This is a genomic window from Moraxella sp. ZY200743, from assembly GCF_050885545.1.
Classification (GTDB): domain Bacteria; phylum Pseudomonadota; class Gammaproteobacteria; order Pseudomonadales; family Moraxellaceae; genus Moraxella; species Moraxella haemolytica.
Window position 1 is genome coordinate 1165881 of record NZ_CP091313.1, and the last position, 12360, is coordinate 1178240.

The following is a 12360-nucleotide window of genomic DNA, read 5'->3' on the forward strand; positions in this document are numbered from 1 at the left end:
ATAGGCAATTTTATAGCCACCAGATAGCCAGACCTGCCATGCTCAATTCTAGTTTTTCCATCTGCTCGTTGGTATCGCTACTTACTCTTAGCGTGAGTATGACCGCCTGCCAAACCCTGCCAAGCAACGCTCACCTGAATAAAAGCACCCAACTCACCCAAAAAGCACATAGCCGTCAACCAACCTTTTTGGCAAATACTGACAGTGGTCATTCAACGCCACATAGCACTTTTAAACACCTTATCAATTATCAGCAAAATAACCCACCATCAGGCTACTATCCGATAGCCACAGGTGCAGATGCCCTAGATGCTCGTAGCTCATTGACCAAGATGGCAAGATCTACCATTGATATCCAATATTACATTTGGCACAATGATAAAGCAGGACGCAAAATGATAAAGGAGTTATGGCAGGCGGCAGAGTGTGGGGTCGTTGTACGGCTATTGCTTGATGACTTTAATAGCTCGCCTACGCTTGATGAGTTACTACTGGCATTTGATCAACACCCCAATGTCGCCGTCAGACTTAGCAATCCTTTTGCTCATCGCCGATTCAAAGCCATCGACTTTTTGACCAACCCTACTCGAATCAATCGCCGTATGCACAACAAAAGCATGACTTTTGATAATGAGCTTAGTATCATCGGCGGTCGCAATATTGGCAACGAATACCTAAATCATCACAAAAATAACAACTTTGCCGACTTAGATGTGCTACTAGCAGGTTCTGTGGTGAAAGACATCAATCAAAGTTTTGAGCAATATTGGTCATCGCCATTAAGCTATGACATACGCACACTGGTCAAACCTTCGCCAAAAAAGCTGTTTGACCTCATTGAAGATGATATGACCGATGACACCAATTCCCGCACAAACCCATTTACCCAGACCATTGCTTTTCGTTGGGCTGACATTGAATTTTTGGTTGATGATGTGGGCAAGCTAGATAAAAGTGCATCACTGGACGAGCATTTGGTCAGTTTACTACAACATAAGCTCGGTCATCCCAATAAACGCATCAGTATCATCTCATCATACTTTGTACCCACCAAAGATGGGGTGCTAACGCTTAGACGATTGGCAAGAAGTGGTGTAAAAATTAACATTTTGACCAATTCTTTTGATGCCTCCGATGTAGGGGTAGTACATGCAGGGTATGGACATTGGCGACACGATTTACTTGCAGCAGGGATTAATCTGTATGAAATAAAATCCACTGCCATCAATACCAAACAGAATGACAATAAATTTTGGCGTACCAAACAAATCACCACAACCAGTTTACACGCCAAAGCCTTTGCCATCGATGATGAGCAGGTATTTATCGGCTCATACAATATTGACCCTCGCTCGGCAAACATTAACACCGAGCTTGGTGTGCTGATTTATGATGAAAGATTGGCAATGCAGCTGCATAACGCCCTACAAAATCAAAAAATCCTAAACCAAGCCTATAAAGTTGTACTGACCAAACAAAATACGCTAGAGTGGCACACCTTAGAAGATGGTAAATACACTGTTTATACCAATGAACCCAACATGAGCCTAAAAGACCGAGCAGGCGTGGCATTGATGGCAATAATGCCAATAGACTGGTTATTATGATGTCATTCTAATAAAAGCGGTTTTGTTGTTAGTTCTTGATGGTCTATTGGAAGGGAAAGTAAGGCAAGTTTAAATTATAACACCTTTATCACTCATCAATAATGCAGAAAATGCCCCACTCAATGCTATACCAATCAAGTGAATGCTTATGCTTAGCCCTTAAATAACAAAAAACCCATCAAAACGGGTTTTTTTGTTATTTGGGAATTTCTTTACTAAAAGTATCTTTTGATTGGTTAGAAGCTGACGGTCTCAACGCTCGCATCTGATGCTTTTAGCATGATGTTGGCAGATTGGTGGGCAAATATGCCGTTACAGACCACACCAACAATGTTGTTTAACGCTTCTTCTAGCTGTACTGGTGATACAATATCCAAATCATAAGTATCTAAAATGACATTACCATAATCAGTAACAAAACCTTCACGATATACAGGGTCGCCACCCAACTTGACAAGCTCTCTGGCGACATAGGAACGAGCCTGTGGCAACACTTCTATGGCAACGGGGAATTTACCCAGCTTTTGTACAATTTTTGACTCATCAACCATGCACACAAACGACTTAGAAGCAGCAGCGACAATCTTCTCACGAGTCAAAGCACCGCCACCACCTTTAATCATGTTACCCTGAGCATCAATTTCATCTGCACCATCAATGTACAAATCAAGCTCGCCAACCGTATTTAAATCAAAAATCTCAATACCGAGTGCCGCAAGTTTTTCTTCGGTAACCCTAGATGACGATACCGCACCTTTTAGTTTGACTTGTGGCAAAAGCTCAATTAAGCAATTTACCGTACTGCCTGTACCCACGCCTAAAATCATACCATCTTGAATATAGTTTAGGGCAGCTTTGGCAGCAGCTTGTTTTTGTGCCAGCTTGGGGTCGACTATCGTCATATCACACCTATTGGATAAAAAATAAATGCTTGGTAAGTAGCCATAAGATTTTAACTCATTAAAAAGTAACGAATAAAATCATAAACTTAGCTTAATTTTAAATAAAAAAATGACTTCATCAGCACATCTTCGGCACACTTTGTATCTACTACCGTTGCTACCTTCCGGTCCTGGCGGGGTTCATAGTACATAGTTGCGAAGCTACCGATGAAGCCAAGCCATTATTATACTTAATAATTTAAAATATGCAAGGGGATTTTAAATTTTTTAAGTCAAAATAACATACAAATCATTAAGGCTGTATCGGCACAAATCTTCTTATCTGATGTGCTAGCCCTTCTGCAATGATTTCTGCTTGTAACACTCGGCATTCTGCCAGTTCAAAATGACTAGGACAATCCCCTTCAAGGATTGCTGTCATGTGTGCCACAATTGGCATATGGCATACGATGGCAACGGTTAAACCGTTCATCTGGGTACCATATTTATGACGAAGGGCGTACTCAATATCATTTATTCCAATCTTTGGATTGTCATCAGGGGTGATGCGATTGACCGTGATAAAATCAGGCTCTTGACCTGCTACCACAAGCTCATCAAAAATAATGCTCGCAGTTTGGTTGGCACGATTATAAGGGCTTGTAATAATAACATCAATCAAACCTTCACTGACCAAAAACTCTGCCGTTTGCTTGGCTTGCCGTCTGCCAAAATCAGTTAAATCACGCCCTGCATCATCATGATGTGGCACAGCCTGTCCATGTCGAACAAAAATTAATTTCATTGTCATCACTTGTCTTCTGCTTCTTTATCAATACCACTTAGCGTGCTTGGTTTGGCATCTTTACTGGTTCTTAGCACTTCACTAAACTCTTGGCTTAATCGCTGATTACTCTCATCATGTGGCATGACAAACTCCACATCACTTCTAAAGCCTGTCTCCATCAAGTTCAACGCCACACCCAGCGGAGCTTTATCTTCATATAATACGGCATGCAGAGCGTGCGTGATGGGCATATACACACCCATTGCTTTAGCACGCTCATGCACTTGCAAGATGGTATTCACCCCTTCTGCAGTTTGTCCGAGTTTTTTTGCGGCATTATTCAAACTTGTTCCTTTGCCCAACATATTGCCAATACGATAGTTACGACTCAGCACTGAATTACAGGTTGCATACAGATCGCCAACACCTGACAACCCCAAGAAGGTCAAAGGATTAGCTCCCATCGCCACCCCAAATCGGCTCATCTCCGCCAATGCACGAGTTAATAACATGGCTCTAGTGTTATCGCCCACATCATAGGCAGCTGCCATACCCATGGCAATGGCATAAATGTTTTTTAAGGTGCCGCCAAGCTCCACACCCTTAACATCATCAGATGCAAACACCCGAAAAAATGCACTATGCAATGCCTCTTGCACCGCTGTACGCAACAGCTCTGATGGTGATGCGATGACAGTCGCTGATGGCATATTGTCCATGATTTCAAGGGCTAAATTTGGACCACTCATCACACCATAATTGACCTGTGGTAGCACTTGTTGAATAATATCGCTCATCATGGCAAAGGTCTGTTTTTCCATTCCTTTGGTCAAGGATATCACTGCTTGATGTGTGATGAACGGCTTGATTTGTGTCAGCATCTCACGAAATGCCGAGCTTGGCACTGCCACAAAGATAATATCTTTACCCTTGACCACAGATTCTAGGTCATGGCTGAATTTTAAAGCATCGTCTAGCTTATGATTAGGTAGGTATTTTTTGTTGATGCGGGTTTTTTTCATTGCCTTGACCGCAGCCTTATCACGCACCCATAGCGTAGCATCACAGCCGTTGCGTGCCGCCATGTTCGCCATCGCCGTACCAAAACTACCACCCCCTAAAAACACCAGTCTTAAGGCATTGGTGCGAGATGTTTTTTGTTCATCTATTGGTGCTGTTAGATTCTTTTTCTTGCCAAGCCGTGCTAATTGTGCAATATTTGCGATGATGGGTGTATTTTCAAGGCCTACATCTTTGATGGCATGTATTGCATCATCAATGCCACTACTTGCCGCATTGACAATTTGTTTTACCGCTGTGCCGCTTATTGGTTTTGGTAATTTCATAAATTAAGCCTTTATTTGTGGTAGTAATGGCAACAGCCATAAGCACATAAACATCAATGTCTAAACTCAGTCAATTCATCAAAATCAATGGCTTCTCGAGCAGGCACTTTAATATCACTAGAACCCACATACACAAAACCACAAATCATATCTTTATCCGACACCTTAAAATACGCCTTAACAGCAGGTTCATTACAAAGCGGACCTGTACGCCATACGGTACGATAACCCAACGACTCAAAAGCAAGCAACATATTTTGAACCAATGCTCCTGTACTTAGTAACTGCTCAAAAGATGGCACCTTTTCATGTTTTTTGATATCGGTAGCAACCGTGATGATCATTGGTGCTCTTAGTGGCATATTTAATAGTTTTTGCTTGGCAGTATCATCAAGTGGCTCTTTAGATGCTTCTTCACCTGCCTGTAGCAACGCCCGACCAAACGCCACCAATGCATCACCTGTCATCACGGTCAGACGCCAAGGCTTTAGTTGCATATGGTCAGGAGCGGTTACAGCCGCCCGTAAGACATGGGCAAGCTCATCATCGCTTGGCATGGGTAAGATGAGTTTGCCAATGCTACGGCGAGCGTGCATGACATCAGTGATGGGGTTGATTAGGGTATCGTATTTCATTACTTATCCTTGTTGCATTCATATTATTCCACACGATGCTCTTCGGCAAGATAATCTTCTGACTGCATCTCAAGTAGGCGTGAACGAGTGCGTTCAATCTCAAAGGCAAGTTTTTGCCCTTGATATAACTCCAAGATGGATTGATCGGCACGCACCAACAGTTTGACACGGCGGTCATAAAATTCATCCACCAAATAAATAAAGCGTCTGACAGGATCCATCAGTGTATCTGTCAAAGCAGGAACATTGTCCACCATCACCGTATCAAAATCATTGGCAATCTCAATAAAATCCGCTGCAGAGCGAGGCTGCATACACAAAGCACGAAAATCAGCCAACAAAATAGTTTCGGTTCGCTTAACAATCTCTATCTCACGCCCTGCCACCACAATGGGAGCGGTTGTGATCGATTGTCCTGCCGACAAGGAATCAAATCGCTCAGATAGCCAGTCTTTGGTGTCGTCCGTCAAAGGATAACTGTATAGTTTGGCCTGTTTTAATAACCTTAAACGATAATCAACGCCGATGTCAATATTCATGACGGTATTATTTTTCTCAACTTGAGCAATGGCAGGTAAAAAGCGGTTACGATGAATGCCGTTCTTGTACAGCCCTGATGGCTCAATGTTTGATGTCGCCACCAAAGTGATGCCACGCTCAAATAGCATGGTAAATAAATCTCCTAAGATCATCGCATCAGATACATTAGAAACAAAGAATTCATCAAAACAGATGACGACTGCTTCTGAATGAATGATGTCTGCCACCTTCTGCAATGGATCGGTCTGCCCTTGTAGCTTGACCAGTTCAGACTGTACACGCTGCATGAAGTGATGAAAATGCATACGCATCTTGCGTTTGATGGGCAAACTTTCATAAAACATATCCATCATCCATGTTTTACCACGACCGACACCACCCCACATATAAAGCCCTTTTGGGGGGGTTGGCTTAGATTTAAATAAGCTAGCAAAAAACCCTTGCTTGGTAGCACCATCAGCCGTAATAAGCTCGTGATATAGGTTATCCAAATAGGTCATGGCTTGGCGTTGCACTTCATCTTCGCTAAAATTACCTGTTGCCAATGCCGCATGATAACGCTCAAGGGGCGTTTGATTGCTCATGATTATCCTTAAAACTTAACTTGCAATGATAGATAAAATATAAAACCCAAAATATTGTACATACTCATGACTTAATACAACTTAGATGGTTTGGTATTTTGGATTAAGGCTTGCTTTAGGTCGGTCAGCTTGCCATGAAAAAGATGACCAGCACCTGCAATAATCGCCTGATTAAAGCCACGATGAACAGCAAATTGATGTAACAAAGCAGGTGCAACAAGCCCATCGTTATCACCATAAATAACAAAGGCATGACCAGCGTTAATCGTCAGACGACTTGCATCATTACGCACAACCGATGGGGCAATTAAAGCCAGATTATCAAGGCGTAATGACTCAAAGACACCGCCCGTCCGCTGATGCTCATCAAGCAAATCCGCCATACGACAAGCAATAAAGCCCCCAAAAGAAAAACCACCAAGCCAAAGCACTCTAGCATTCGTACGGCTCATCGCCCATTTTAATACCGTCTGTGCATCCATAAATTCGCCATCGCCATATTCTGATACACCTGATGAGCGACCTACGCCACGATAATTAAAACGCACCACATCCATATTAGCATCACGACAAAATCGATACATGGTGCTTACCACCTTGTTCATCATCGTACCGCCATCTATTGGATTTGGGTGGCATAGTAAAGCAAGCGTATCTGTCGGTTGTCGGTATCCCTTTTGCCATATAGCATCTACTTCTAATACGCCATGGGGTGCATCTATTAAGGTGGTCTCGTTATTCATGATAAAAATTTTCCTAAATCCTCACATTATAACACAGTTTTGGTTATGGTGCATTTATCTAAGTTTTAAGCTCGTCTGGCTTTGCCATTTCCTTTTTTCAGCTAAAAATCTGTTAAGTACCCAAAAAAGCAGTATAAAATCAAAAATAACCCACTCTTTATTAAAAACTCATTATGCTCCAAATAAATAAGTGTATTACCATCTCTTATTAGTCCACTAATTCTAAAATGGAATAATAATTTGTATTTTTGCACTTAATCATTTGCACGCAACTATCATATAATGATTTACCTGTTTAACAAATTGGAACAATTCATGAAAAAACAACTACTCCCCCTAACGCTTACCATTGCCACCCTTACCCTAACCGCCTGCGGTAGCAATCAAGACAAAGAAAACACTACCGCTAAGACAACAGACACCAAGATTGAGCTTTTGAATGTCTCTTATGATGTGGCAAGAGATTTTTATAAAGACTATAATCCCTTGTTTATTGAGCATTACAAGAGCATCAATCCCAATGCTAGCATTGATATCAAGCAATCTCACGGCGGTTCTAGCAAACAAGCCCTATCGGTTAAAAACGGTCTTGAAGCTGATGTGGTTACCATGAATCAAGGCTCTGATGTTGAGCTACTTGCTGACAGTCAGCTTGTTGATAGCAAATGGCGTCAAAATTTCCCAAATAACGCTATTCCATTTACCAGTACCATTGTCTTTATTGTACGAGATGGCAACCCTAAGGGCATTAAAGACTGGCCAGACCTAGCCACACAAGGCAAAGAAATCGTCATCGCCAACCCAAAAACTACAGGTAATGGTCGTTATGCCTTTTTAGGTGCTTATGGCTATGGTTTGCACACCTTTAATAAAGACGAAGTCAAGACCCAAGAGCTTGTTAAGGGTCTGTTGAGTAATGTCAAAGTATTTGATAATGGCGGACGAGCAGCGACCACAACTTTTGCCCAGCGACAAATTGGCGATGTACTCATCACCTTTGAAAACGAAGCTAATGTCATCAAAGAAAAATTCGGCAATGTGCAAATCATCTATCCAAGCTACACCGTCAATGCCGAAAACCCTGTGGCGGTCGTCAATGCCATCGCTGAAAAGAAAGGCACAACTGAAGTCGCCAAAGAGTACCTAAACTACCTATACAGCGATGCAGGTCAAGAGCTTGCAGTGAAATACTTCTTACGCCCAAGCAACCCCGATATTTTGGCTAAATATCAAGATAGATTCCCAACCATGCAGACTTTTTTCCCAAATGATGTGTTTGGCGATTGGAAATTTATTATGGATACCTACTTTAAAGAAGGCGGTATTTATGACAAATTGGCAGTCGGTGCTACAGGCGAAGTGGTCAAAACCAATAAATAATTAGCCCCAATACGCTGATGACAAGCTCGCTTTTTATGGTGAGCTTATCTTTTTTTAGACCGCCTAAGCTCATCAGTATCTTGAGTTTGTCAAATGTCATATCTATACAATAAAAATAAATCATTAAATCGCATTGGTCATTTGCCCAAATCAAATCAACACTCAATCATTCCAAAAAGGAAAAAGCATATTCCATATTAACCATAGCATAACGCCATCAATATTTTACAATACACTCAAATTTTTATAAAAAGACAGCAGTCATGACAGCATCAGTCATACACCAACCAAAAAACAAACAAAGACGCATCATGCCATTTTTTGGACTAAGTTTGGGAGTAAGTGTGTTTTCGCTATCGTTACTTGTGGTATTGCCTTTTGTGATGATGATTTTTACGACACTCAACATGGGGTTGGATGAAATCATTGACACCATCAAAGAACCACAAGTCTTTGCTGCCATTAAATTATCGCTATCTATGGCAATTTTAGCGACCTTGACCAACCTTGTCTTTGGCACACTGATTGCTTGGGTGCTGGTACGCTATGATTTTTGGGGCAAATCGCTCATCAATGCTTTGGTAGATTTACCCTTTGCTCTACCAACCGCTGTAACAGGCATCGCTCTTGCCACACTTTATGCTCCCAATGGGTTTTTTGGACAATGGTTTACCAAAATAGGCATGGCTTTAACAGGAGAGCCTATTCGCATTGCCTTTACCCCAATAGGCATATGGCTTGCCCTGATTGTGGTGAGTTTTCCTTTTATTGTGCGTGCAGTACAGCCCGTACTTGCCGAGATGTCGGTTGAATTTGAAGAAGCGGCGGCTGTGATGGGAGCAAATCGCCTGACAACTTTTACAAAGGTCATCTTACCTGAGATTGCTCCTGCCATGCTAATCGGTGCAGGCATGATGTTTGCTCGTGCTACAGGCGAATACGGTTCGGTGATTTTTATTGCAGGTAATATCCCCATGAAATCTGAAATCCTACCACTCATCATCGTCTCAAAATTAGAGCAGTTTGATGTAGCAGGGGCATCATGCGCAGCACTCTTTATGCTACTGGTCTCCATGGTTGTATTGCTTGCCATCAACTTTACTCAATGGAAACTTTCTGCCAAACTTGGGGCAAAAACCAATTAAGACAGCTCATCAAACACCCCTTAATTCATTAAAGTAAATCAGCAAACACGATAAAGCATCATCATTTAAGCAAAAATTGGAAAAACGACATGGCAAGCCAATCCACCTACGACTATCAAGCCCACCCTGCCACCAAAGATGCCACATGGATGAAATGGCTGCTTATTGCTTTTGCGGTTGGCTTTATGACCATTATGCTAGTGATACCACTCATTACAGTATTTTATGAAGCCCTAAAAGAAGGTTGGGAAGCGTATGTTATTGCACTATCCGACCCAGATGCTCTGCACGCCATCAAGCTGACACTCATGACCACTGCCATCGTCCTACCCATCAACATCATCATTGGGGTGGCACTCGCCTATCTCATCACACGGCATAAATTTCGTGGTAAATTTATCATCACCACCCTACTTGATCTACCTTTTGCCGTCTCTCCTGTTGTGGCAGGTCTTATGTTTGTACTACTGTTTGGGGCAAATACAATAATTGGGGGATTTTTTGAAAGCATGGGCGTTAAAATCATTTTTGCCACAACAGGAATCGTGCTTGCCACGCTATTTGTTACCTTTCCTTTTATTGCACGAGAAATCATACCGCTTATGCAATCCATTGGCGACAGCGAAGAAGAAGCTGCCCTAACCTTAGGTGCTAATGGTTGGCAGATGTTTTGGCACATCACCCTACCAAACATCAAATGGGCATTGCTCTACGGAATCATTTTGACTAATGCTCGTGCAATGGGGGAATTTGGTGCGGTATCAGTAGTCTCTGGACACATTCGTGGTCAGACCAATACCATGCCATTAATGATTGAAATCGCTTATAACGAATACGCTTTTACGACCGCTTTTGCCATGTCAAGCCTGCTAGCCTTACTTGCTTTGATTACTTTGGCGGTACAAAATATCATGGCTCGCAAGAAAGCTACATAAAACCAACCTGTCCCATGATAGACATTAGATATTAACTTGCACTGGAAAAAATATGAGCATTGATATTAAAAACATCTACAAACAATTTGGCAGTTTTACCGCTTTAAATAACATCAACTTTACCGTTAATACAGGCGAACTGACTACTCTACTAGGACCATCTGGCTGCGGAAAAACCACACTGCTTCGCATCATCGCAGGTCTTGAGACGGCGGATTTAGGAGACATATGGTTTGATGACATCAATGTTACCAACCTGCCCGTACAAAAGCGTGGCATTGGCTTTGTGTTTCAAAACTACGCCCTATTTCGCCACAAAACCGTTGCCCAAAACATTGCCTTTGGTCTTACTTTACTAAAAAACAGACCAAGTACCGCTAACATTGATGCACGAGTGGCAGAGCTTTTAGAATTGGTGCAACTTGGTCATACCAAAGACCGTTATCCACACGAACTATCAGGCGGTCAGCGTCAGCGTATTGCTTTGGCACGAGCCTTAGCAACATCACCCAAACTATTACTACTCGATGAACCTTTTGGGGCATTAGACGCCAAAGTGCGTAAAGAACTGCGTACTTCACTTAAACAAATTCAAAAAGACATCGGCATCACTTCCATCATGGTAACACATGACCAAGAAGAAGCAATCGCCATCTCTGATAAAATCATCATCATGAATCACGGTGTGGTTGAGCAAATTGGCACGCCTGATGAACTATTTGCTCGCCCAAATAGCGAATTTGTGGTGGACTTTTTGGGTTTATAGTAAAACAAAATTGGGGGGAGATTGGCTAAATTTAACCACACTTAGGTTAAATACTGGCGAATTTTTATTAGCCAATCCACCCAAAAAGAACAATGGTTTACTAATATTTTTTTGCTAATAACGCAAAAAATTTGTTACAATGGTTAAAATTTTAATCCTGATTTGACATGATGCAACAAGAACACACTTTTAACCACTCATCAGATAACGCTTCACAAAAACCACAATCCACGCTAGAGAATTTTGCTCAGATTAGCGGTTTTGACGGCGATAGACTGATTGAAGATATTTTTATCAGTTGGCAACAAACCCTAAGTAGCCTAAAGCACACTTATGCTAACGCTACTAGCCAATTTATTGATGAGATTAAAATACCTATCAGTCAAAATCAAATCAACGATGCACTATTTACCTATGTCGTTAAAAATGTTGATATGGTGCACGATTTAAGACTTGATGTTCACGATGGTTGGTTGCGACTATATACCACGGTTCATGTTCAAGGGATATTTGCCAGTCTCGCTAGCAATTTTGAATTGGTGCATTTGCAACTAGACAAACACACTCAGCGACTGGTGCTACGCCAGACTGGCGATACCGATGTATTAGAACTACACAGTAAAAAATGGTGGCAAGCACCTTTGGCAAAATTTGCCCTAAATAGCTACCGTGCGATCTTCAGAAAAGACCCGCTACCTGTCATTTTAAATAATATTAAAATTAAACAAGTGCCATTCGTTGAATACAAAGGCAATATCGTCTATTTAGAAATCGGACGATGGCTAAAAAACAGTGAACTTGTCATGAACGCTATTAAAAAAGTACAGGTAAATCAAGGCGTTCTAGAAAAGCAGCAGCTGTCTTTATACATTGAGCCAAACTTCGCTGAGATTTTAAGTTTTGGCGATCCTAACGCTCCCATCATCACCGAACAAGACAATCCAAACCCAGATGACGACAAGAAGGATTGATGATTGTAGAGATTTTGGCAGTTTGATTATGCCATGACAC

11 protein-coding genes, 1 other RNA gene and 1 pseudogene are annotated in these 12360 nt (G+C 41.8%); 6 read left to right on the forward strand and 7 right to left on the reverse strand.

Annotated elements, in window-relative coordinates; genetic code table 11:
* Window positions 1-38: 38 nt before the first annotated feature.
* Entirely contained in the window at window positions 39-1607 is a 1569-nt protein-coding gene (locus L3D27_RS05645; RefSeq protein ID WP_432480579.1) for a phospholipase D-like domain-containing protein, read from the forward strand.
* Window positions 1608-1843: 236 nt separating this feature from the next.
* Here L3D27_RS05645 and rpiA read toward each other — a convergent pair whose 3' ends face one another.
* The 7 genes from rpiA to L3D27_RS05680 all read right to left on the reverse strand — a co-directional run bounded on the left by rpiA (window position 1844) and on the right by L3D27_RS05680 (window position 7123).
* On the reverse strand, window positions 1844-2509 hold the full coding sequence (gene rpiA / locus L3D27_RS05650) for a ribose-5-phosphate isomerase RpiA (protein WP_432480580.1): 666 nt from the start codon (window positions 2507-2509) through the stop codon (window positions 1844-1846).
* Between the two features lie 113 nt (window positions 2510-2622).
* An RNA gene (gene ffs, locus L3D27_RS05655) (signal recognition particle sRNA small type) lies at window positions 2623-2719 on the reverse strand.
* An 82-nt stretch (window positions 2720-2801) separates the two neighbouring features.
* On the reverse strand, window positions 2802-3299 hold the full coding sequence (locus L3D27_RS05660) for a SixA phosphatase family protein (RefSeq protein WP_432480581.1): 498 nt from the start codon (window positions 3297-3299) through the stop codon (window positions 2802-2804).
* Window positions 3299-4621 (reverse strand): NAD(P)H-dependent glycerol-3-phosphate dehydrogenase, encoded by a 1323-nt coding sequence (locus L3D27_RS05665; protein ID WP_284672801.1) that lies wholly within the window; start codon window positions 4619-4621, stop codon window positions 3299-3301. Before L3D27_RS05665 ends, L3D27_RS05660 begins: the two co-directional genes overlap by 1 nt.
* A 53-nt stretch (window positions 4622-4674) precedes the next feature.
* Window positions 4675-5256, reverse strand: coding sequence for a nitroreductase family protein (locus L3D27_RS05670; RefSeq protein WP_432480582.1), 582 nt, complete (start codon window positions 5254-5256; stop codon window positions 4675-4677).
* A gap of 23 nt (window positions 5257-5279) precedes the next feature.
* Window positions 5280-6380: a cell division protein ZapE gene (gene zapE / locus L3D27_RS05675; RefSeq protein WP_284672803.1), complete on the reverse strand. Its 1101-nt coding sequence runs from the start codon at window positions 6378-6380 to the stop codon at window positions 5280-5282.
* A gap of 71 nt (window positions 6381-6451) precedes the next feature.
* Window positions 6452-7123, reverse strand: coding sequence for an alpha/beta hydrolase (locus tag L3D27_RS05680; RefSeq protein WP_284672804.1), 672 nt, complete (start codon window positions 7121-7123; stop codon window positions 6452-6454).
* Between the two features lie 315 nt (window positions 7124-7438).
* Here L3D27_RS05680 and L3D27_RS05685 point away from each other — a divergent pair, with 315 nt between their 5' ends.
* From L3D27_RS05685 to L3D27_RS05705, 5 genes and pseudogenes are all read left to right on the forward strand, one after another.
* Window positions 7439-8503, forward strand: a complete 1065-nt coding sequence (locus L3D27_RS05685) for a sulfate ABC transporter substrate-binding protein (protein WP_432480583.1) — start codon at window positions 7439-7441, stop codon at window positions 8501-8503.
* Between the two features lie 263 nt (window positions 8504-8766).
* Window positions 8767-9648 carry a sulfate ABC transporter permease subunit CysT gene (gene cysT, locus L3D27_RS05690; protein ID WP_432480584.1) on the forward strand — a complete coding sequence of 294 codons (882 nt, stop codon included), beginning with the start codon at window positions 8767-8769 and terminating at the stop codon, window positions 9646-9648.
* Between the two features lie 89 nt (window positions 9649-9737).
* The gene (gene cysW, locus L3D27_RS05695) at window positions 9738-10583 is read left to right on the forward strand and encodes a sulfate ABC transporter permease subunit CysW (RefSeq protein WP_432480585.1); all 846 of its coding nucleotides are present in this window, start codon (window positions 9738-9740) and stop codon (window positions 10581-10583) included.
* A gap of 52 nt (window positions 10584-10635) precedes the next feature.
* Window positions 10636-11134: pseudogene (locus L3D27_RS05700) on the forward strand (sulfate/molybdate ABC transporter ATP-binding protein); the annotation flags it as partial.
* 382 nt (window positions 11135-11516) lie between these two features.
* A complete protein-coding gene (locus tag L3D27_RS05705) occupies window positions 11517-12320 on the forward strand; it encodes a hypothetical protein (protein WP_432480586.1) in 804 nt (267 codons plus the stop codon).
* Window positions 12321-12360 lie beyond the last annotated feature (40 nt).

Coding starts and splice junctions, on each gene's coding strand:
- L3D27_RS05665 (WP_284672801.1), bottom strand. CDS start 4,621: ATGAAATTACCAAAACCAATAAGCGGCACAGCGGTAAAACAAATTGTC.
- L3D27_RS05685 (WP_432480583.1), top strand. CDS start 7,439: ATGAAAAAACAACTACTCCCCCTAACGCTTACCATTGCCACCCTTACC.
- L3D27_RS05670 (WP_432480582.1), bottom strand. CDS start 5,256: ATGAAATACGATACCCTAATCAACCCCATCACTGATGTCATGCACGCT.
- L3D27_RS05680 (WP_284672804.1), bottom strand. CDS start 7,123: ATGAATAACGAGACCACCTTAATAGATGCACCCCATGGCGTATTAGAA.
- cysT (WP_432480584.1), top strand. CDS start 8,767: ATGACAGCATCAGTCATACACCAACCAAAAAACAAACAAAGACGCATC.
- L3D27_RS05645 (WP_432480579.1), top strand. CDS start 39: ATGCTCAATTCTAGTTTTTCCATCTGCTCGTTGGTATCGCTACTTACT.
- rpiA (WP_432480580.1), bottom strand. CDS start 2,509: ATGACGATAGTCGACCCCAAGCTGGCACAAAAACAAGCTGCTGCCAAA.
- L3D27_RS05705 (WP_432480586.1), top strand. CDS start 11,517: ATGATGCAACAAGAACACACTTTTAACCACTCATCAGATAACGCTTCA.
- zapE (WP_284672803.1), bottom strand. CDS start 6,380: ATGAGCAATCAAACGCCCCTTGAGCGTTATCATGCGGCATTGGCAACA.
- L3D27_RS05660 (WP_432480581.1), bottom strand. CDS start 3,299: ATGACAATGAAATTAATTTTTGTTCGACATGGACAGGCTGTGCCACAT.
- cysW (WP_432480585.1), top strand. CDS start 9,738: ATGGCAAGCCAATCCACCTACGACTATCAAGCCCACCCTGCCACCAAA.